At 35.9% G+C, this 22,521-nt stretch carries 20 protein-coding genes; 14 read left to right on the forward strand and 6 right to left on the reverse strand.

All coding sequences use genetic code 11. The features are described from left to right. The first annotated feature begins 176 nt into the window (after positions 1-176). Positions 177-1,490 carry a DRTGG domain-containing protein gene (locus ACTWP4_RS17065; RefSeq protein WP_443129994.1) on the forward strand — a complete coding sequence of 438 codons (1,314 nt, stop codon included), beginning with the start codon at positions 177-179 and terminating at the stop codon, positions 1,488-1,490. On the opposite strand, the gene ACTWP4_RS17070 is transcribed toward ACTWP4_RS17065, so the two are convergent. The 3 genes from ACTWP4_RS17070 to ACTWP4_RS17080 form a co-directional block, all read right to left on the reverse strand. After that, positions 1,476-1,745, reverse strand: coding sequence for a hypothetical protein (locus ACTWP4_RS17070; protein ID WP_443129995.1), 270 nt, complete (start codon positions 1,743-1,745; stop codon positions 1,476-1,478). The genes ACTWP4_RS17065 and ACTWP4_RS17070 overlap by 15 nt on opposite strands. Before the next feature lie 76 nt (positions 1,746-1,821). Next, positions 1,822-2,121 carry a YtpI family protein gene (locus tag ACTWP4_RS17075; protein ID WP_443129996.1) on the reverse strand — a complete coding sequence of 100 codons (300 nt, stop codon included), beginning with the start codon at positions 2,119-2,121 and terminating at the stop codon, positions 1,822-1,824. Between the two features lie 676 nt (positions 2,122-2,797). After that, positions 2,798-3,697 carry a nucleoside hydrolase gene (locus tag ACTWP4_RS17080; RefSeq protein ID WP_443129997.1) on the reverse strand — a complete coding sequence of 300 codons (900 nt, stop codon included), beginning with the start codon at positions 3,695-3,697 and terminating at the stop codon, positions 2,798-2,800. A gap of 588 nt (positions 3,698-4,285) precedes the next feature. Here ACTWP4_RS17080 and ACTWP4_RS17085 point away from each other — a divergent pair. Continuing rightward, on the forward strand, positions 4,286-5,230 hold the full coding sequence (locus ACTWP4_RS17085; protein ID WP_443129998.1) for a DHH family phosphoesterase: 945 nt from the start codon (positions 4,286-4,288) through the stop codon (positions 5,228-5,230). A gap of 62 nt (positions 5,231-5,292) precedes the next feature. Here ACTWP4_RS17085 and ytrI read toward each other — a convergent pair whose 3' ends face one another. Together ytrI and ACTWP4_RS17095 are read right to left on the reverse strand one after the other, a co-directional pair. Then, positions 5,293-5,805, reverse strand: a complete 513-nt coding sequence (ytrI, locus tag ACTWP4_RS17090; protein WP_443129999.1) for a sporulation membrane protein YtrI — start codon at positions 5,803-5,805, stop codon at positions 5,293-5,295. Beyond that, the gene (locus ACTWP4_RS17095) at positions 5,805-6,137 is read right to left on the reverse strand and encodes a YtrH family sporulation protein (RefSeq protein ID WP_443130000.1); all 333 of its coding nucleotides are present in this window, start codon (positions 6,135-6,137) and stop codon (positions 5,805-5,807) included. Before ACTWP4_RS17095 ends, ytrI begins: the two co-directional genes overlap by 1 nt. 145 nt (positions 6,138-6,282) lie before the next feature. On the opposite strand from ACTWP4_RS17095, the gene dnaE reads away from it, so the two are divergent. The 7 genes from dnaE (at position 6,283) to ACTWP4_RS17130 (ending at position 16,390) form a co-directional block, all read left to right on the forward strand. After that, positions 6,283-9,570, forward strand: a complete 3,288-nt coding sequence (gene dnaE, locus ACTWP4_RS17100) for a DNA polymerase III subunit alpha (protein WP_443130001.1) — start codon at positions 6,283-6,285, stop codon at positions 9,568-9,570. A gap of 88 nt (positions 9,571-9,658) precedes the next feature. Then, positions 9,659-10,225, forward strand: a complete 567-nt coding sequence (locus ACTWP4_RS17105) for a FadR/GntR family transcriptional regulator (protein WP_443130002.1) — start codon at positions 9,659-9,661, stop codon at positions 10,223-10,225. A 52-nt stretch (positions 10,226-10,277) separates the two neighbouring features. Next, a complete protein-coding gene (gene accD / locus ACTWP4_RS17110) occupies positions 10,278-11,156 on the forward strand; it encodes an acetyl-CoA carboxylase, carboxyltransferase subunit beta (protein ID WP_443130003.1) in 879 nt (292 codons plus the stop codon). Next, positions 11,134-12,108 carry an acetyl-CoA carboxylase carboxyl transferase subunit alpha gene (gene accA, locus ACTWP4_RS17115; RefSeq protein WP_443130004.1) on the forward strand — a complete coding sequence of 325 codons (975 nt, stop codon included), beginning with the start codon at positions 11,134-11,136 and terminating at the stop codon, positions 12,106-12,108. Before accD ends, accA begins: the two co-directional genes overlap by 23 nt. 918 nt (positions 12,109-13,026) lie before the next feature. Further along, positions 13,027-13,986, forward strand: a complete 960-nt coding sequence (pfkA, locus tag ACTWP4_RS17120) for a 6-phosphofructokinase (RefSeq protein ID WP_443130005.1) — start codon at positions 13,027-13,029, stop codon at positions 13,984-13,986. Positions 13,987-14,036: 50 nt separating this feature from the next. After that, the gene (gene pyk / locus ACTWP4_RS17125; RefSeq protein WP_443130006.1) at positions 14,037-15,797 is read left to right on the forward strand and encodes a pyruvate kinase; all 1,761 of its coding nucleotides are present in this window, start codon (positions 14,037-14,039) and stop codon (positions 15,795-15,797) included. A 200-nt stretch (positions 15,798-15,997) separates the two neighbouring features. Continuing rightward, positions 15,998-16,390, forward strand: coding sequence for an FxsA family protein (locus ACTWP4_RS17130; protein ID WP_443130007.1), 393 nt, complete (start codon positions 15,998-16,000; stop codon positions 16,388-16,390). Here ACTWP4_RS17130 and ytvI read toward each other — a convergent pair. After that, complete coding sequence (gene ytvI, locus ACTWP4_RS17135; protein WP_443130008.1) at positions 16,371-17,495, reverse strand: sporulation integral membrane protein YtvI; 1,125 nt, start codon at positions 17,493-17,495, stop codon at positions 16,371-16,373. The genes ACTWP4_RS17130 and ytvI overlap by 20 nt on opposite strands. 96 nt (positions 17,496-17,591) lie before the next feature. Here ytvI and ACTWP4_RS17140 point away from each other — a divergent pair, with 96 nt between their 5' ends. The 5 genes from ACTWP4_RS17140 to ACTWP4_RS17160 all read left to right on the forward strand — a co-directional run bounded on the left by ACTWP4_RS17140 (position 17,592) and on the right by ACTWP4_RS17160 (position 22,426). Beyond that, positions 17,592-18,062: a DUF441 domain-containing protein gene (locus ACTWP4_RS17140; protein ID WP_443130009.1), complete on the forward strand. Its 471-nt coding sequence runs from the start codon at positions 17,592-17,594 to the stop codon at positions 18,060-18,062. A gap of 180 nt (positions 18,063-18,242) precedes the next feature. Next, positions 18,243-19,358 carry a citrate synthase gene (citZ, locus tag ACTWP4_RS17145; RefSeq protein ID WP_443130010.1) on the forward strand — a complete coding sequence of 372 codons (1,116 nt, stop codon included), beginning with the start codon at positions 18,243-18,245 and terminating at the stop codon, positions 19,356-19,358. 56 nt (positions 19,359-19,414) lie between these two features. Continuing rightward, on the forward strand, positions 19,415-20,680 hold the full coding sequence (icd, locus tag ACTWP4_RS17150) for an NADP-dependent isocitrate dehydrogenase (protein ID WP_443130011.1): 1,266 nt from the start codon (positions 19,415-19,417) through the stop codon (positions 20,678-20,680). 738 nt (positions 20,681-21,418) lie between these two features. Beyond that, positions 21,419-21,586 carry a tRNA U-34 5-methylaminomethyl-2-thiouridine biosynthesis protein gene (locus ACTWP4_RS17155; RefSeq protein ID WP_443130012.1) on the forward strand — a complete coding sequence of 56 codons (168 nt, stop codon included), beginning with the start codon at positions 21,419-21,421 and terminating at the stop codon, positions 21,584-21,586. Between the two features lie 180 nt (positions 21,587-21,766). Next, positions 21,767-22,426, forward strand: a complete 660-nt coding sequence (locus ACTWP4_RS17160; RefSeq protein WP_443130013.1) for an HAD hydrolase-like protein — start codon at positions 21,767-21,769, stop codon at positions 22,424-22,426. Positions 22,427-22,521: the final 95 nt, after the last annotated feature.

Raw genomic sequence — 22,521 nt, forward strand, 5'->3', positions numbered from 1 at the left:
AGTCTCACTTTATTAATACAGATAATTAAAAGGTTATAAAACAGTATGGATTGATCATTTGATGAAAACAAGAAATACATAATATCTCAAGAAAAAATTGAATATTACCACGAACAACTGTATAATTATTATAGATGAAAAAATACTAGTACAGATGAAAGAATGGTGAGCAACGATTGGCTACAAAACATGAACAAATTCTATCCTTTATTGAATCCTTAAAAGTTGGAAATAAAATATCTGTAAGGCAAATTGCAAAAGAGCTTAATGTAAGTGAAGGAACAGCTTATCGTGCCATTAAAGAAGCAGAAAACAAAGGTCTGGTTAGTACCATTGAACGTGTTGGAACCATTCGAATTGAACGTAAACAAAAAGAGAATTTTGAAAATCTAACCTTTGCCGAAATTGTGAGTATAGTGGATGGACAAGTACTTGGAGGCAGAGACGGCTTATACAAAACTTTAAACAAGTTTGTAATTGGTGCGATGAAGCTTGATGCGATGATGCGCTATACGGAAAAGGATGCCCTTTTGATAGTTGGTAATCGTACAGAAGCCCATCAATTAGCATTAAAAGAAGGCGCCGCAGTTCTTATTACTGGTGGATTTGATACGGACGATGAAACAAAGCAACTAGCAGATCAAAAACAGTTACCTATTATTTCAACTAGTTATGATACTTTCACCGTAGCAGCGATGATTAACCGAGCTATCTATGATCAGCTAATAAAAAAAGAAATTGTTTTAGTCGGTGATATTTATACCAAAGTTGAAGATACATATTTTTTAATGACAAAAGACGAGGTTGCCAAATGGTATGAATGGGAAGAAAAAACAACTCATAGTCGTTATCCTGTAGTTGATGACAAAAATAAGGTTGTCGGGATTGTTACTTCCAAAGATGTCATTGGGCGAAAGATGGATATGTTAATTGAAAAGGTTATGACCAAAAACCCACTAACTGTGATGAAGGAAACATCACTGGCATATGCTGCACACATGATGGTGTGGGAAGGTATTGAAATTATGCCTGTTGTTGATCATCACCACCACCTTGTGGGTCTTATATCTCGTCAAGATGTGTTGAAAGCACTTCAACATATTCAAAAACAACCACAAGTTGGAGAAACGATCGATGACATCGTTTCGAATTATTTTGATCATTCGCCAACAGATCCAAATCATTCTACTTATCATGCTGAGATTACTCCTCAAATGACGAATCAGTTAGGAACTTTATCATATGGAGTATTTGTTTCTTTTGTCATTGAAGCGGCTCGCAGAATGCTGCGACATCAGAAGAAAGGTGACTTAGTTGTGGAGAATATTACGGTTTATTTCATTAAGCCTATTCAATTAGAAACAACTGTTACATTCCAACCCAAAATTATCGATGTAGGTAGAAAGTCAGCTAAGGTAGATATTGAAGTATTTCATGAGAAAAAAGCAGTTGGTAAAGCGCTGCTGATGGCACAATTAATCGACCGCTAAACGAGAAATAGGAATATTACCAGCAGTGTTTCCAAACCCATCATCCATTCTTAATGGCACCGGTAATACAAACTGCGAACCAATGAAAATTCGTCTTTGTATAGCTTTTTTCGACTCTAATTTATAAAGCCTGCTTGGAAACGCTCCGGCAGAATACTGCGCTTTTACCCAAAGGGCATAAGTTAACATCTGCTTAAGCAATCTTTCGCAGTGTATCCTATACCGTGGGATCGGCTTCAGCTTTTGCTGTCCCACAGGAGTCTCCTTATTCTGCCTACGCTAATAACATTATAAAAGCAAATTGCTACAGCAATTTGCTTTCCTTAGAACGTTATTGATTGGATTGTGCTCGTTTTTGATATTCTCCTCTATAGTGGATCAGACGTTTAATACCACCATATCCTTGGACAATACCAAAGAAAAGAAATACGAGTGTAATATATAACGCAATCTGAGTTTGATAAAATAAATATTGATTCACACCAAAGAAACTTATAAAAATACCCAACGCTATTCGAGCTTTTGCATTTTTAATTTCTTGCGTGAGTGGATCATGATCCCTCATTATCATTACTTTATAATAAATATACATAATAAACGATAATACAATCATAATTGGGAAAATAACCATAATAAAACCTCCAAAAACATAACAAACTATGTGCTAGATAAGTGAGACTTCCATCAGTGGGGGTAGCACCTACTGAATGGTCAGCGAAAATTATCAAGGTTTTAATGTCCATTATTCTCCTTTTAGCTTAATGGAGTTGCTTGAATCTTGAAGTGGGGATTTTACGGACGAATAGAACCTTCATAAAAATACCTTTCTATTGTATCGTGACTATAATAGAAATGCTAGACAAAACCCTTATAACCATCGTGTCCAATAAGATTATAGGTGCTAACTAATTCAGTTAGCACCAACATTAGCCCCAGTAATTCTTTAACTTAACACTGATACTGCAATTTCTTCAACTTCCTTTAAAGTGTAAGTGTACCTTATAAACCATTTCGACAGTGTTACCTAATCTGTCTACAACAGTTTATAGCGCTTTTCCTTTTCTTAATCCAGTATATGCTAACGAAAAATTAGTCTATTGTTTGTTGTGTTAAAATATTTAATTTTTCCAGGTGTAATGAAGTTTTCTAACTTACTATCTTTTTTTATATTCATCTTTTTGAATCTGTTTCGTGGTACGATCTCATCATCTAGATGTAATTAAAAGGAGCGCAGTGGAAAAGCGCTCCTTACAATGATAATATGAGAATAAAATAGTTCTATAAAAACAAGTAATTCAATATGCGCTTTATACATGATTATCATCTTTTTTGCAAAATTGCCTTAACTTTGCAAAGAAGTCCTCAAGGATAAAGCGAGAGTCAATCGACTCATACACTTTGATCGGTCGATATTTATCTGAATGAATATAATTCATATTTTGACCAAGGACTGGGGCAGGCTTCCATATCCATTTACCACAATCAGCAAATAATAATACACCAACGGCTGGGGAATCACCAAGTATACGGTATTCGGAAGGTCTTGACACGCTTTTATTGTTAAAATTAATAACTTGTTCTACTAGATATTTGCCTATTTCCCCATTTGAATATATTTTTTCAATAAGTTCTGCATAGCTAACAGGCATCATACGATAGACATTTCTAGGTATCTGCCATAATTCTAGACTAGATTTAAATATAACGTTTGCTGCATGGATATCGTTTGATAAATTATATTCGCGTCCTCCAGAAGGCCAATCTCTTCCCCCGATCCAAATAACCTTAATGTTTTTTTTAGCAATCTCTGGTTCTTTTAGTAATGCAGAGGCCATATCTGTAAGTGGTCCCAAAAATGCTATATGAAGAGGACGACTATCCTCTTTCATGGCTTCTTCAATAATTAACTCTGCTCCAGGAGAGTCAATAGGTGTTGATTCATCAGGCATAGCATTTGCTGCCCCATTTTCAACGCGAAATTTTCCATCTAATTTCATTAAGTTTAAAAGTAACATTGTTTCGTCATAACTGTCTTGTAAACTTGTTTTTGATTTTTGATTACCGAAATGGGCAGGAATAATTCCATGGAGTTCAAAAGAAGAGGTTAGGATTGCATGCACTATCGCAAACTGATCATCAACTTCATTCTTAGCATCAGTATTAATAATAACTCTTGTTTTTTTCTCATCAGGTATAGTAAAGTCCATTTTCAAGAAACCTCCATCAGTTCATTTTAGCCTCGAAATAATTCGATTTCCTTGCTTCTCCAATATAAGAGTAAGTTTTTAAAATTAATTTACATACTTCTACACCACTTATCAAAATTCCTGCAAATACATAATAATTTATAAGGTTGAATGAAGAATTAGAAAACCAAGAGCGCAAAGATGATATGGTTAATGTGATTCATGATTTACTCAAACACTTGATAGCATAACAATTAATGAAAATCCAGAAGTCGATACGGATATCACTGAGTAAGAAGGACAATAGCTAACATTACAAGTTCTAGTTAAGAAACTGAATAAAAATTAAGCACCTACCTATTCGATAGATGCCTTAATCCCTTATCAATTCATCTACCCACGTATTATTTTCATTCCCAAAACTAGCCTCAATTTCCTTTGGTTTTATACTTATTTATGTATTTGCGTTTTAGAACGATTCATAGTAAAGTGTTGATACAATGGGATTTTTTAGTTTTTAATTATCCATTCTGCATGATGAAAATCTTATCGTAACTATAAAGAATTGCTAGTGAAAAAATAATAGGAACTTTAAAAGGAGTAGTATATATGCCAGTAATGTCGCAAATATTTGAGAAAATAAAACAATACGATACAATTATCATTCATCGTCATGTTCGTCCAGACCCTGATGCATATGGGTCACAAAATGGACTAGCAGAGATAATTAAAGCAAGCTTTCCTGATAAATATGTATATGTAGTTGGTGAAGAAGAAAGCTCATTATCATTCTTAGCAACGATGGATGATATCAAAGATGAGCTTTATTTAGAATCGCTTGTTATTGTGTGTGATACGGCAAATCAGGAAAGAATTTCGGATCAACGCTTCGAACAAGCGAGGGAAGTTATAAAAATTGATCATCATCCAGTGGTCGATGCTTACGGAGATGTCCAATGGGTGGATGTAGAGGCGAGTTCTACTAGTGAAATGATTTATCATTTCTATAAAGAACAACAAGACAAAGGTTTAAAAATGACGGATAGAGCTGCTTTTCTTTTGTATAGTGGGATAGTTGGTGACACTGGTCGCTTTTTATTTCCGAGTACTACCGAAAGGACTTTTCAATATGCATCAGAGTTAGTTGCTTATGATTTTGACCGTTCAGAGATGTATGAAGAAATGTACAAAACAAACTTAAATATTGCCAAACTGAAAGGGTATATTCTTCAAAATATTAGCGTATCAGAAGCTGGTGTAAGCTATGTGAAATTAACAAAGGAAATTTTGAAACAGTTTAATGTAACAGCATCTGAGACTAGTTCAGTTGTAGGAGTTTTAGGAGATATTGAGGGGATTAAAGTATGGGTTATCTTTGTTGAAGAGGAAGATGTTATTCGTGTTCGACTCCGTTCTAAAGGACCTGTTATTAATCAGGTAGCAGCAAATTATGAAGGTGGCGGACATCCCCTTGCATCCGGAGCAAAAATTCATAAATGGGAAACAGTAGACACCGTTTTAGCTGATTTAGAAGAAGTGTGTAAAGAAAAGTAATCTGTAAGAAGTTCATTTCTCAAGGTCTGATGTTGAAGTGGGACCTTGAGAAATGATGTTTCTTATGATTCTGCCATTTTTAACTTGATAGATAAATATAATGTTTCGCTTATAATGATTCTTTTGACCTCTGCTTGGAATCTGAAATCATCAATATTGATTGTTTTGTTTTCGATGGTCCCAAGAAGCAGATCTATAGAACCGACAATATCATCAACGCTTTTGCCTACGGCGTGTGCCGCCTCTTTGCGAATCGCTTCTTCTAATTGTCGAATCATTATCCTGTCACTTTCAATGTTTAACTCTTCAAGGTTTAAAAATTCAATATTTATTTCAGTAACTTGCAATCCTTTTTTGGTTTGCTGGTCAAGTGCTTCGTGATTTTTTCGTAAATTTTCATAGTCTAATTTGAGGTCTTGAAGATCTCCTCGCAATGCCAGGTTTTCTTCTATCCACTTTTCTTGTAATTCTCCAAACATATAAATGAAAATTATATAGCCAATAATCGTACCAATAGCAACACCGGCCAGAAATCGTTGCCATGAAGGACGTTTATGATACGGAGGAATGTGCATTATTGTATCTCCTCTTGAATAAGCCATTCAATTACTAATAATGCAGTATGTGCACCGCCCATTGCGGTAATAATCAGTAAAATTTGTTTGACTAAATCAATGGTAGATCCTTCGTAAATACCTCTTTCAAAATTATAAATGGCATCAAAAGTACCCCCGATCGCTGCGACAATAGCCCAGATCCGTAAATTTTTGGCAATCCGGCTTATATGTGTGAATGGGGCATCGCCTGATAGAAATGCTCCTATACTGCCAATTATGGATCCACCAATCATTACACCAAAAGCGATAAAATAACATTGAATCATCGTTGCCATGAAACGTTCTTCCATCCACACCCCTCCCGGAAAAGAAATTATACCTCAATAAAATATATGGTAAACTTGTCTACTATATGTTTACTAACTTACAAGTTGTAAAAGGTCTGATATAATAAAGGAACAAAACATTTGATCGCATTGCATAGGAGGTGAGAATATGCCGCATTCTTCCGCACTACAAATCAAAAGTGGTTACTCTTTAATGAATAGTACCATCCAAATAGCACCATTGGTAAAACAGGCGAAAAACTATGGTTATCAACATCTTGCATTGACGGACGAAGGAATCATGCACGGATCGATCCCTTTTTATCAAGCGTGTAAGAAGGCGGGTATTAATCCGATTATTGGGCTCACCTATCACGTTGAATTCAATGAGCAGCCGGTTGAGATTATCGCTTTAGCTAAAAACGTAACTGGATATCAGCATTTGTTGCAGATAAGTACAAAGCTGCAGCACGGTGAAAAAATGAGTCTCCATATGTTGGAGGACTACGATGAATCTGTTGTAACCATTTTCCCTGGTGAACAATGGCAAGTAGAACAAATAGAATCTAATCTACAACAAATCAATTCTAATTGTGATTTGAATAATGTTTATCTTGGTGTATCGGAAAATATGATCAATCACCGAAACATACTTGAACAATTGAATATAAAAAAGCTTGCCTTGTCAGATGTAAGGTACCTGAATAAGCAAGATGTGGTTGCTTATAGTAGTTTGAGGGCCATTGATCAAGGTGTAAAATGGCACAAGGAAATGGTCGAGGAATTGGAAGGTACATATTTTAAATCGCCTGACGAGCTTGAAATAGCTTTTCGAACATGGCCTGAGTTACTGACAGAAACGGATCAATTGGCAAAACTGTGTCACATTGAGCTTCCGTTAGACCAAAGGTTATTACCCAAGTATCCTGTTCCAGATGGTAGGCATGCTGACCAATATTTAGAGGAACTATGTGAAAAGAATTTAATGAATAAATATTCACGTGTGACAGACGAAATTTCCGAGCGTCTTCATTACGAAATCGACGTCATTCAATCGATGGGGTTTAGTGATTATTTTCTCATTGTTTGGGATTTTGTAAATTACGCAAAAGAAAATCAAATTATGGTGGGACCAGGTCGTGGATCTGCAGCTGGATCACTTGTATCTTATCTTTTAGGTATTACAGAGGTCGATCCAATTAAATATGACTTGTTATTTGAACGGTTCTTAAACCCGGATCGTGTTACGATGCCAGATATCGATATTGACTTTTCAGATGAGAAGAGAGATCAGGTAATTCGTTATGTCGTAGAAAAATATGGTGCAGATCACGTGGCGCAAATTATAACTTTTGGTACATTTGCGGCGAGGTCTTTGTTACGGGAGCTTTTTAAAGTTTTAGATATTCATGATAATGATCAGACATATATTTTAAAATCATTGCCAAAAGATAGTAATAGTACCATTGCGGCATTGTTAAACCAAACATCGGAATTAGTTGAGTATGTGAAACAGTCTGACCAACTAAAACAGTTATTTAAAATCGCTAACCAGCTTGAAGGGCTTCCTCGTCATGTATCGACACATGCGGCAGGAGTAATTATAAGTGACCAAGAGATGACACAACACGTTGCAACGATGCCATCGCAAAGTAATGTCGCATTAACGCAATATCCAATGAATGATTTGGAGAAAATCGGTTTATTAAAAATTGATTTTCTTGGGTTACGTAACTTAACATTAATTGAAAAGATTGTTAAGCAAATTGAATTCCATTATAAGAAATATATTTCCATAGAAAACATACCTTTTGATGATGAAAATACTTACAGACTATTACAAAAAGGTGAAACAAATGGCATTTTCCAATTGGAATCACAGGGGATGCAAAAAGTGTTACGGGAATTACGCCCAAGTAATTTTGAAGATATCGTAGCAGTAAATGCATTGTACCGACCAGGTCCTATGGAATTTATTCCAACATATATTGAACGTAAACATAAGAAGAAGGAAATACCTCATCTTCATCCTGATTTGGCATCGATATTGGAAAAAACATATGGAGTGCTCGTCTACCAGGAACAAATCATGCAAATTGTTCATAAAATGGCTGGTTTTACATATGGTGAAGCAGATATTCTTCGACGGGCAGTCAGCAAGAAAGATAAAACACTTCTAATGGATAATAAGCAAAAATTCATCAATGGAAGCTTAAAAAATGGGTATAACAACCAGACGGCAGAAGAAGTGTTTGATTGGATTGTTCGTTTCTCTAATTATGGATTTAACAGAAGTCATGCGGTTGCCTATAGTGTCATTGCCTATCAATTAGCATATTTGAAAGCAAATTATCCTGTTGCATTTTTTATAGAAATGTTAAGCATGAACATGGGAAACACCGAAAAAATACAAATCTATTTACGAGAAGCTAAAAGCAGAAATATAGAAGTGTTGCCACCATCTATTAATCAAAGTATTGGTAAATTCAAAGCTGAAAAAGGTGGCATTAGAATTGGTTTAAATATTATAAAAGGGATAGGATTTCAAGCTGTACAAACCATATTGGATGCGCGTAAGAATCAACATTTCAAAAATTTATTTGATTTTTGCTTAAGGGTGCCACTGCAAAAAATCAACCGTACGATTATTGAATCGCTGATTTTAGCTGGTGCATTTGATGAATTGCATGACAATCGTGCCACCCTTTTAGCAAGTCTTGATGAAGCTATGGAACAAGGTGAATTATTTAGAGAGTTTGATGACCAGATTCACTTTTTTGAAGGGGATCTAGCTCTAGATGTTACCTATACAGAGACAGATCAGTATCCAATTATGAAACAACTGATGATGGAGAAAGAAGTGATAGGATTCTTTGTATCTACACATCCATTAGCTCAGGTACGTGATAAAATTCGCAAATATGGATATGTTTCGATCCAACAATCACACTACTTAAAGCAGAAAAAAACAAAAATGGCTGCAGTGGTTCAATCTTTAAAAGTGATTCGAACCAAAAAAGGAGAGTCCATGGCTTTTGCAACACTCTCAGATGAATCAGGTGAAATCGACGCTGTATTGTTTCCAAATGTATTCCGGCAAGTAAATCATTGGCTTGAAGAAGATGGTTTTGTATTTGTGGAAGGAAAAATAGAAGAACGGAATGAAAAAAAACAAATGATTGTTAATGATGTACAGCCCTATCAATTGGAAGAAAAGCAACTAACTACTGACAGTGTTTATATTAAAGTAGTAGATGGAAAAGAGGAGCCGTTGGAGAAACTGGAAGAGTTAGCAACAAAATATCCAGGAGCTTCTACCGTTTATCTTTACCAAGAGAAGCAGCGTAAGTTGTTTAAATTGTCGAGTCATTATAATCTGGATAGTGCGTGGAATGTCGTCAAAGAATTAAAACAATATTTTGGAAATGACAATGTAGTGATTAGGCATTCTTCATAGAAGGGTGCCTCTTTACATCATCTTTTGATCTGATATAATGTAATAGTTAATTGGTCTGACCAGTAAAGACGGCAACAGGGGGAAAGTGATGTCAGAGCGCATTAAAGTGTATCAGCAAGTACTAAGTGAAATTCAACGTCTTATCAAAGAAGATGGTTATTTACCTGGAAATAAGCTGCCGTCTGAAAGACAGCTATCTTTACAATTAGATGCAGCTAGATCCTCTGTTAGAGAAGCTTTAAGAGCCATTGAATTGTTAGGGATTATCGAAACAAGGCAGGGGGAAGGTACTTACTTACGAGATTATCAAACGTACCATGCCGTAGAGCTGTTAGCTTCATTTGTCTTACAAGATTCTCAGATACAAGTAGAACTGCAGCAAGCTAAAAGAGTGTTGGAAAATCATGTGTTATCAATTGACTCACTTTCAGATCAACAGCTACGACGATTGATGGAGATTTTAGATAATTCTTCTTTATCAAAAGAGGAGAAACACCATCAGTTTTTTCTTGCTTTTTTTAAAGCTAATGGCAATCAGCTATTGTTGAAAATTTGGTGTCTTATGCAAGACTTTTCTGAGAATATTGAGCAAGATGTTTATCCTGATCAATATTATTATGATATGGTAAAAAAATACAAAAAAACAATTGAATAAGAGATTTTAGTTTCGAATACATTGTAGTGTAATGAAGAAGGAGGAATCTTCCTTGTTGAAAGATTTGTTTGGAAAAAAGAAAAAATATGCGTCTATCCCTGGCGAGAACGCCAAAAAGGATGTACCAGAAGGTTTGATGCAAAAATGTGGTGGATGCAAAAAAATATTTTATCAGAAAGAACTAAATAAAAATTTAAATGTTTGTCCTGAGTGTGGCCATCATCATCAAATTTCTGCTTATGACCGTATTAACAGTTTGTTCGATGAAGGAAGCTTTGTGGAATGGGATAAGGATTTGTTATCACAAAATCCACTTCAGTTTCCTCAATATGAAGAAAAACTGGAGAAAGATAGAGAAAAAACCGGTTTAAATGAAGCTGTTGTCACTGGTGAAGGCAAAATACACGAGAAACGAACTGCGATTGCTATCATGGACTCTCGTTTTAGAATGGGTAGTATGGGGTCTGTTGTAGGCGAGAAAATCGCTAGAGCAATTGAACGTGCACGTGAAGAAAAAATGCCGATCATTATTTTTACTGCTTCAGGTGGAGCTCGTATGCAGGAAGGGATACTAAGTCTTATGCAGATGGCCAAAACGTCAATTGCCATTCAACGTTTGCATAGAGAAAATGGTTTATTTATTTCTGTGATGACAAATCCTACAACGGGTGGAGTATCTGCAAGCTTTGCTTCGATTGGAGATTACAATTTCGCAGAACCAGGTGCATTAATCGGTTTTGCTGGTCGAAGAATAATCGAACAAACCATTCGTGAAAAATTACCGAAAGATTTTCAAACCGCAGAATTTCAGATGAAACATGGACAAGTTGATAAAGTAATACACCGTGCGGAGATGCGAGATACGTTAGCAACGATATTGGACATCCATGGAATTGGAGGTGACACAGTTGAAACAAGTGCTGGAGTTTGAGAAACCTGTTATTGAATTACGTGAAAAAATTGAAGAATTAAAAGCAATGACCATGGATAGTGATATTGATTTATCTGATGAAATTAGCAAAATGGAAGATCGATTAGCTAAATTAGAAAATGATATATACGGAAAGTTACAGCCATGGGACCGTGTGCAAATCGCCCGTCATGCAGAACGTCCTACATCATTGGACTATATAGAGCAATTATTTACTAATTTTATTGAATTTCATGGAGATCGTTTATTTGGCGATGACGAAGCGATTGTTGCAGGTATTGCCAAGTATAAAGGGAAACCTGTTACGGTTATTGGTCAACAACGCGGTAAAAATACTAAGGATAATATTAAACGTAATTTTGGTAGTCCCCATCCTGAAGGATACAGGAAAGCACTGCGCCATATGAAGCAAGCAGAAAAGTTTAATCGGCCTATCATTACCTTTATTGATACGAAAGGTGCTTATCCAGGAAAAGCTGCAGAGGAACGAGGACAAAGTGAAGCCATTGCAAGAAACTTGATGGAGATGGCCGGAATCCAAGTACCAATTATATGTATTGTGATCGGTGAAGGTGGAAGCGGTGGTGCGTTAGGTATTGGAGTAGGAGACAGAATTCACATGTTAGAGAATTCTACTTATTCCGTTATATCACCAGAAGGAGCAGCCGCATTGCTCTGGAAAGATTCAGGACAAGCAGAAAAAGCTGCAAAATCATTGAAAATAACAGCACCTGATTTAAAAGAATTAGGTGTAATTGATGAAGTCATACCCGAACCACTTGGCGGTGCACATCGAGATTTGGTAACTCAAGCATTAAATATCAGCAAAGTATTAGATGAATCATTACAAGAATTAGAAGGGGAAAATGAAACATCATTACTCGACAAACGCTGGGAAAAATACAAACAAATCGGCGAAGTACATTCATCAATAGAAAAAATAGAAGTCTAAATACAAACCTCTCCATCTATAGGAGGGGTTTTTCTAATGTGTGTGAAAATGGTCCAGAAAATACATAAACTGCGTTTAGGTTTGCTTGCTACCGTTCTTTAATGGATGAGTGCTTGATCGTCGCTGCGGAAAAATACTCCCTTTCACCCAAGGGTAAAAGTGCAACATTTACTCTAGCCAAGAACGCTTTCGTAGTGTTTTCTATGCCGTAGGGCAACATTTCAGCAAGGGAACTACTTGAATAAGCATCTTTGCTCCCTTGCACCGAGGAAGCCTAATACGAAGCATTACTAGAAGACGCAGGTGCATCACGCGAGCTCTTCAGTGTTGCTGATTCGAAGAGCAGGACGATCAAGTGTTGGCGTTGGTCACAGGACGTGGCCGCTTTTAGCCGACCCACAGGAGATAAAAAGACAGAAAATCCAAGAATATAGTTCCATAGGTTCTATACTTTCAATAAACAGAACACAACGTCTAGCGTAGGCAGAATACGGAAACTCCTGTGGGACAGCGAGAGCTGAAGATCCACTTGGTAAAGTGGGTTCTTTACCAAGTTAGCTGAAGCCGAGCCCGCGGAAAGCGCAGTATTCTGCCGAAGCGAATATCAGCACTAATCATCAATCAGAATGCAAGAAAGCAACATCAAGAGAATTTTCACTAGTTCGCAGTATTTATCTATATCGAATTAAACAAAGTAAAATTGGGAGTTTTCTTATATTTGATAAACAATCATTGTTGGGTAAAAAAACAAAAAAGCTTTCAAAGTTAATAGAAATACGCTAAAATTATAATGTTAAGGGGTGAGTTTCGTTTTTATTTCATGTATAATCTTAGGTGGAATTCCTATATAGTTTAAAAGAGAGAAAAGATGGGGAGAAATGTTGTAGGACAATTTATTTTGTTAATGAGGTGATTTATTTGAAAAAAATTGGTGTATTAACAAGTGGTGGCGATGCACCGGGGATGAATGCAGCGGTTCGTGCGGTTGTTCGTAAAGCAATCTATCATGAATTAGAAGTTTATGGCGTTTACAACGGATATGAAGGACTTATGGAAGGTAATATAAAAAAAATGGAGTTAGGTTCTGTTGGGGATATCATTCAACGTGGTGGAACAATTCTGTATTCTGCACGCTCGGAAGAATTTAAGACAGATGCCGGTCAACAAAAAGCAATTGAACAAATGAGAAAAATTGGGATAGAGGGACTCATTGTCATTGGCGGAGATGGGTCGTTTCGTGGTGCAGAAAAATTAACCAAAAAAGGGTTCCCATGTATTGGTGTTCCAGGTACTATCGATAATGATATTCCAGGTACTGACTATACAATCGGCTTTGATACAGCTTTAAACACAATCGTCAATGCAGTGGATAAAATTCGTGATACAGCTACTTCACACGAACGTACATATGTAATTGAAGTAATGGGAAGAGATGCGGGAGACTTAGCGTTATGGGCAGGTCTTGCAAATGGTGCGGAAAGTGTTATTATTCCCGAACAAGAAGAAAGTTTTGAAAGTGTAGTAGGTAAGCTGAAACGCGGTCAAGAACGTGGTAAAAAACATAGTATCATCATTCTGGCAGAAGGTGTCGGCAGTGGTGTTGACTATGGAAAACGTATAGAAGAAGAGACTCAAATGGACACACGTGTAACGGTCTTGGGCCATATTCAACGAGGTGGTTCACCTTCCGGATATGACCGTGTATTAGCAAGTCGCCTAGGTGCAAAAGCAGTAGACTTATTAATGGACGGAATTGGCGGTCGTGTGGTTGGTGTAATAAATAATGTTGTTGTAGACCATGATATATCAGAAGTTTTAGCGGAAAAACATGCTGTCAACATGAATATGTATAAATTAGCAAATCAACTATCTATTTAATTTAGCAAATATTATCGCAACAGGGTTAGATGATTGAAGGAGGAAGTAAAATGAGAAGAACTAAAATCGTTTGTACTATTGGACCAGCATCAGAAGCAGAAGAAAAATTGGAACAATTGATCAAGGCAGGTATGAATGTTGCCCGTTTAAACTTCTCTCATGGAGATTTTGATGAGCATGGAGCAAGAATTAAAAACATTCGAAATGCAGCAAAAAAATTAGGTAAAACAGTTGCCATTTTATTAGATACAAAAGGTCCAGAGATTCGTACTGGAACTTTAAAAGACGGAAGAGCTGATATTGTTAAAGGAAACACTGTATATGTTTCAATGGATGAGATTGAAGGAAATGAACAACGTATTTCGGTAACCTACCCTCAATTAATTCATGATGTAGAGGTTGGTTCCAAATTATTACTAGATGATGGTTTAATAGCGCTAGAAGTAACGGAAATTCTAAAAGATAGAAATGAGTTAAAAACAGTAGCGTTAAACTCTGGGTTATTGAAAAACAAAAAAGGTGTAAACGTTCCGAACGTAAGCGTGAATCTTCCAGGTATCACCGATAAGGATGCAGCAGATATTAAATTTGGTATTGAGCAAGGAGTTGACTTTATCGCCGCTTCTTTTGTTCGTCGTGCATCTGATGTGTTAGAAATTAGAGGGTTGCTTGAGGAACAAAATGCAACACATATTCAAATCGTTCCTAAAATCGAGAATCAGGAAGGTGTCGATAATTTAGATGCGATTCTCCAAGTAAGTGATGGTTTGATGGTTGCACGTGGTGACTTAGGTGTTGAGATTCCACCTGAAGAAGTACCGTTAGTTCAAAAAGAGATGATTTATAAATGTAACAATGCTGGTAAACCTGTTATTACAGCAACGCAAATGCTTGATTCGATGCAACGCAATCCAAGACCAACAAGAGCAGAAGCTTCAGACGTTGCAAATGCTATTTTAGATGGAACAGATGCAATCATGCTTTCTGGTGAGACAGCTGCTGGGGATTATCCGATTGAAGCGGTAGAAACAATGAGTAATATTGCGAAGAGAGCAGAAACAGCTATTGATCATAAAGCAATGCTTGATTTGCGATCCAAAGCATCTGATGTGACGATTACTGATGCGATCAGTCAGTCAGTTAATCATTCAGCAATGAACTTAAATGTTGATGCTATATTAACACCAACTGTTAGTGGTTTTACTGCTCGTATGATTTCGAAATATCGTCCGGAATCGCCGATTATTGCCGTTACATTTGATGAACAAGTAAGCAGAAGATTAGCGCTTGTATGGGGTGTAGAAACAATTGTTGGTACGCTTGCACATACGACAGACGACGTATTAGAAGAAGCAATAGAACAAGGGTTGAAAACAAATCATTTCAAACGCGGTGACCGTGTTATCATCACTGCTGGTGTACCAGTTGGTGAAAGTGGTACGACTAACCTACTTAAAATTCATGTAATTGGTGATGTTTTAGCAAAAGGCCAAGGTGTAGGGAAAGGTAGTACTTACGGACGTGCCGTTATTTGTAAAGATGTAGAAGAAGCAAAGTTAAAAGTGAAACAAGATGATATCATTATTACTTATGGTACGGATAAAGATATGATGCCATCGATTGAAAAAGCAGGTGGTATCATCACGGAAGAAGGCGGATTGACTTCTCACGCAGCAGTAGTTGGCTTGAGCTTAGGTATTCCGGTTATCGTAGGTGTCGAAAGAGCTCTTGAATTAATTAATGATGGACAAGATATTACTATTGATGCACAAAAAGGTGATATCTACGCTGGTCATGCAAGTGTATTATAAAAATGGAGATTTAGAGAAGAAGCTAGCCTTCTTCTCTATTTTTCACTATCAGAAAATATAAAGTGAGACTTTCAATAATGAGAGTTTTACGGAAGATTTGCACCGTGAAAAATTTAAGGGTGATAGTATAAGAAAACTTAGGATTCCGCCACTACTTGGCGATAAACCAAGTTTTTCTTTATCAAAAAAGGGTGATGAATATGTTTCGTTGGTTACTTTTATTCATTTTGGTAGTTCCAGCGTTAGAAATTGGTATTTTTGTTTGGGCTGGTGGGTATATAGGACCGTGGTGGCTTATTTTCTTGATTATACTTACCGGAGTTATTGGTGCTTGGTTGGCCAAGCAGCAAGGGTTAGAAACGTTAAGAAAAGCACAAGAATCAATGAGCATGGGGTATGCACCACAAGAGTCAATTTTTGATGGTATTTGTATTTTGATTGGTGGAGTTGTACTGTTAACACCAGGATTTATAACAGATATTATCGGTTTTTGCCTGCTAATTCCTTTTACTCGAAGACCATTTAAAAATATGTTTCAGAACATTGCGCGTAAATGGATGGATAGCGGTAGATTTACGATTTATCGACGGTAATGTGATTATGTTTAATATATTGCCAGAGGATGTAGAACAGATTGGCTTCACTACATGCTTTACCGATAAATAAGATAGCAGGGCCGAGCCATAGTCCCTTAACACCAAATAATTGAAAACCTAAATAAATGGAAAGAATCGTTAAGATAGGATGAATCCCTAAAGCATTGGAAATGATTTTCGGTTCCAAAATTTGTCTTTGCAAAATAACAAATATATAAAGGGAAAACAAGCAAATCGCCAATGTCGTGTCTTCTGTCATAAACAGATATAAACTCCATGGTATAAAAATGATTCCAGTTCCTAAAATAGGTAAGAGATCTACTAAAGCCATCAGAATTGCTATTGTAAAAGCATGCTTAATTTGGAATAAACTTAACCCAAAAAAGATTGTCGTGAAAGTAATAAAAAGGAGTAATAATTGTGCTTTTAGATACTTAATGACCTTTGTTTTTATTTGCTTTGAAATAGTTGATATAATTTCGATGTATGATAAAGGGATTTTCTTCGAAATATATTGATAGAACTTGTCCCAATCTTTACAAATGAAAAAAGTACACAAAAAAGAAAAAATTAGTACAGTAACAGACCCTGGCAGGCTTGCTACCTGCATACCAACCCAGTTCAACATTATTTCTAACATATAAGCAATCTGATCGGCAAGGCTTATACTGATCTCAGTTAATTGTTCTTCTATAATAGAATGCTGTTCAGTAGGCAGACTGTGAATAAATTGATTTGATTTCTGAATGATTGGTTGTATCCATTGATTAAAATGGTCAATAGATCGTTCCAGTAAAAACTGGAGATTATCCGGCATCCATTTCGTTAAATAAACAATTCCTTGTAATAATTCAACTCCAATATAAAAAAGAGACATAATGGTGCCAACTATCGCAATTAATATTGCTAGAAGACAACTGAGGATATAGGGGATTTTTAATTGAAAATGCATTAATTGAATAATGGGATATAAAAGAATCGCAAATACACATGCTAAAAAGAACGGAAACAAAAATTGGACAATCAGATATATGATTAATAAAAGCACCGATAGCATTCCAAATAAGTGAAAAATCCTAAAAGTCATTTGCTTGGTTAACATTATTTAAATCTCCTTTTGAATCAGAGGTTATTTTTTTCAAATTTAAGCACTTTGTGATAAGATATTCATTGGTTAGAAAGCAGTGGAGGACTTGTAATGATAAGTAGTTCAACCATTTTTTTACTCATATTATTTTTGTTAGGGTACATCGCAAAAAATCAGGCCATTATGGTAGCTGTATACATACTCTTTGGAATGAAATTATTAAAAATTGATGATAAGCTTTTTCCTTATATACAGGACAAAGGGATTGGCTGGGGCGTCATCATCATAACGGTAGCTGTTTTGATTCCAATCGCTACTGGAGAAATAGGCTTCAAAGACTTATTACAAAGTGTAAAATCTTATCATGCATGGGTTGCACTTTTTGCAGGTATGTTCGTAGCAGTCGTTGCAAAACATGGACTTTCACTGTTAGCAAATGACCCTGAGATTACTACTGCACTGGTAATAGGCACTATCATCGCCGTTGTAGTATTGCAAGGTGTTGCTGTTGGTCCTTTAATCGGCGCAGGAATCGCATATGTTATTATCAAAATGCTGGATGCACTTCCGTTTCTTAAGTAAATTAGAGGTAATACAAGCTATGAAAGAAAACGAGATTATATGATAAATTTTAATCGTTTTCATTTACTATCTTTTTTTGTTTGTTTATAATAGGCATGGGGATGTTCAAAAGCACCATTATTTTTATCGCTTGAACGATAAAAATAAAAGCAATTTGGATAAGAAAAGGAGAGGGATGTTATGTCAACAACGAAAGGACTTGAAGGGATAGTAGCAGCAGAGTCAAAGGTAAGTTCCATTATTGATGATCAGCTTACATATGTCGGTTATACGATTGATGATTTGGCAGAGAATGCTAGCTTTGAAGAAGTTGTTTTTTTATTATGGAATAAAAGGCTTCCAAATAAAGAAGAGTTAGCTGAACTGGAAAAAGACTTATTTGATAATATGACATTACCAGATGGAGTAATAGAACATTTTAAATCGTATGATATACATAATGTGCATCCAATGGCAGCTCTAAGAACAGCGGTTTCACTGCTTGGTCTATATGATACAGAAGCTGATGAGATGACAGATGAAGCTAATAAACGTAAAGCTATTCGATTACAAGCAAAAATAGCTTCTGTTGTAACAGCTTTTTCACGAATTCGTGATGGGAAAGAAATTGTTCAACCGAAAAAAGACTTAAGCTATGCAGCAAACTTTCTTTATATGTTGAATGGGGAAGAGCCAGGAGAGCTAGAAGTAGAAGCTATTAACAAGGCATTAGTACTCCACGCAGATCATGAATTAAATGCATCTACATTCACTTCACGTGTTTGTGTTGCAACACTATCTGATATTTATTCAGGTATTACAGCTGCAATTGGTGCGCTTAAGGGACCACTTCACGGTGGTGCAAACGAACGTGTAATGGAGATGTTGCTTGAGATCGGTGAAGTGGATAATGCAATTCCATATGTAAAAGAAAAAATGGCAAATAAAGAAAAAATCATGGGGATGGGCCATCGTGTTTACAAAAATGGTGACCCACGTGCTAAACATCTGAAGAAAATGTCGAAAGAATTAACAGCACGTCATGGAATGGAAAAATGGTATGAAATGTCCGTGAAGATTGAGGAATATATTAAAACGGAAAAAGGCTTACCTGCCAATGTTGATTTCTACTCCGCTTCCGTGTACCATAGTTTAGGGATTAAACATGATCTGTACACACTGATTTTTGCGATGAGCCGTTTTTCAGGTTGGATTGCACATATTTTAGAACAATATGAGAACAACCGTTTAATCAGACCACGCGCAGAATATGTAGGTCCACAAAAACAAAAATATGTGGATATTAATCAACGTTAACCATTTTCTTTTTGAAAATGATATAAATATTAATGAATCTAGGAGGAATTTGAATTATGGGTGAAAAAATTACTGTAGAAAAAGGTGTTGTGCAAACACCTAATAAACCAGTCATTCCTTTTATTGAAGGGGATGGAATTGGTCCAGATATTTGGGCTGCAGCTAGCCGTGTATTAGAAGCAGCTGTTGAAAAGGCTTATAACGGTGAAAAAGGAATTGAATGGAAAGAAGTTCTTGCTGGTCAAAAAGCATATGACCAAACTGGTGAATGGTTACCAGAAGAAACTCTTGATGTAATCCGTGAATATAAAATTGCGATTAAAGGACCTCTTACAACACCTATCGGTGGAGGTATCCGTTCATTAAACGTAGCACTTCGCCAAAAACTAGACTTATTTACTTGTCTACGTCCAGTACGTTGGTTTGAAGGTGTACCATCTCCTGTTAAGCGTCCTGAAGATACAGATATGGTTATCTTCCGTGAAAACACAGAAGATATTTACGCAGGGATCGAATGGCAAGAAGGATCTGACGAAGTGAAAAAAGTAATCGACTTTCTTCAAAATGAAATGGGAGTGGAAAATATCCGTTTCCCAGAAACTTCTGGACTAGGAGTTAAACCAGTTTCTAAAGAAGGTACTAGCCGTCTTGTACGTGCAGCAATTGATTATGCTATTAATGAAGGACGTAAAAGTGTTACTTTAGTACATAAGGGTAACATCATGAAATTCACAGAAGGTGCCTTCAAAAACTGGGGTTATGAACTAGCTGAAAAAGAATATGGTGACAAAGTATTCACATGGGCAGAATATGACAAAATCGCAGAAGAAAAAGGCCGTGACGCAGCAAATAAAGCACAAGCGGATGCGGAAGCAGCAGGCCGTATCATTGTAAAAGATGCAATTGCGGATATTTTCTTACAACAAATTCTTACTCGTCCAAAAGAATTTGATGTTGTTGCGACAATGAACCTAAATGGTGACTATGTATCAGATGCACTTGCTGCACAGGTTGGTGGTATTGGTATTGCACCAGGTGCAAACATTAACTATGAATCAGGACATGCGATTTTCGAAGCAACACATGGTACTGCTCCTAAGTATGCTGGTCTTGATAAAGTAAACCCATCTTCTGTTATTCTTTCTGGTGTATTAATGCTTGAACACCTTGGATGGAGAGAAGCTGGTGAATTAATCCTTAAATCAATGGATAAAACAATCGGCTCTAAAGTAGTAACATATGACTTTGCACGTCTAATGGACGGAGCAACAGAAGTAAAAGCATCAGAATTTGGTGATGAGCTAATCAAAAATATGGAATAATAGGGTTATAAAAGCACCGGTGAGTTCAAACTCTCCGGTGCTTTTTATACAAACAAGAAATTATTAGATGGTACATAAAAACACAAACTGCGCAATAACCTTTTCAGGGGGGTGCTTTCTCCCAATCTTTCTTGAAGTGAGTGTCATGGCCACCGCTTAAGCAGAATAATGCGCTTTTACCCAAAGGGCATAAGTCACATCTGCTCAAGCAAGCTTTCGAAGTGTATTCTTTACCGTGTATTATTCCTTCAATAACTTGAGTACTACCTAATGCGGAGGCAAGATTCGTAGACTAGAGGGATAGTTCTCATATTTGTGGAGTTAGTTTGTGAAGTTTTGATCTTAAACTTATTGTCAGGATTGTAGAATAAGCAGATTTTTATGGAAAATATAAAGGTAAGTATGATAGTAAAGGTTGTGCATCATGAAAAAGACTGTTTATTTATTACGAGAAAATTATACCTTTTTTAAATTAGCTGTATTGTTAAGTGGAATGGGTTTTCCTCTTTCCATATTAATTATGTCTGTATCTAAAACATGGAGTTTAATTTTAATAGGAGTATTTTTTGTAATACTTCAATATCTTTTGATTTTTTTAGGTGTTGACCCCTATTATAACCATTATTTCTTTCTTCTAATATCTGTATATATGGTTTTACATCAAATAACTTTATCATTAATACCATTAATATTATACCAATAGGGTAAGTTAAAACTCCTCGTCGAAGGTTAAATAAAATGAAGGATATGTTACTGGCGATATTAGGAATTATAGTGGCTTGGGCTGTTTGGGGATTTTTTACCAACGATTTCAGTACGCCGTTGCTTTTTGGTACGATTTTAGCTATATCGGTAGGATTTAGTATCGGAAAGAAAGATAAAGGAAAAGAAATAACTAATCACTAATAAATGATTATAATAAAATTCTTACAATGTTCTAAACCTTAATTATCTTTCTATTGATATTCAGTTAAATGGTAGCATTACTTCAAAAAAGGGTAAAGCTATTTCTTCTAAGGACAGAAGAGGTATTCGTTAGCTTATATCCACTTTTTTGTTAAATTTGAAAAGGGAGAGAAGAAGATAATGTCTCAGTCACTAATTTTTGATATGGATGGAACACTATTTCAAACAGATAAAATTTTGGAATTATCACTTGAAGATACTTTTAACCATTTACGTTCACTAAATAGATGGAGTACAGTTACCCCTATTGATAAATACCGTGAAATAATGGGTGTGCCATTACCAAAAGTATGGGAGACTTTGTTACCTAATCACTCTGTTGAGGAAAGAGAACAAGTGGATACTTATTTTCTAGAAAGACTAATTGAAAATATAAGAAGTGGAAAAGGTGCATTATATCCTGAAGTAAAAGAAGTCTTTAGTTATTTGAAAGAGAATAATTTTTCAATATACATAGCAAGCAATGGTTTGACGGAATACTTAAAAGCGATTGTAAGTTATTATCATTTGGATAAATACATTACGGAAACATTTAGTATCCAACAAATTAATTCACTGAATAAATCGGATTTGGTTCAGAATATTATAAAAAAATACGGCATCACTAATGGAACAGTAATTGGAGACCGGCTTTCAGATATAAATGCAGCTAAAGATAATGGTTTAGTTTCCATTGGGTGTAACTTTGACTTTGCACGAGAAGATGAACTTGCTCATGCTGATATGGTCATTGACGATTTAACAGAGCTACAAACAATATTACCTAAATTATTCAAATAGCATATTGAACGATGGGCTTATGTTGAGCATGCTAAATAAAAAGTTGGTTTCTTACTTATTATTAACTAGACTATTATTTCAAGTATTTGTAAAAT

The organism is Gracilibacillus sp. D59 (assembly GCF_052246695.1).
Classification (GTDB): domain Bacteria; phylum Bacillota; class Bacilli; order Bacillales; family Amphibacillaceae; genus Gracilibacillus.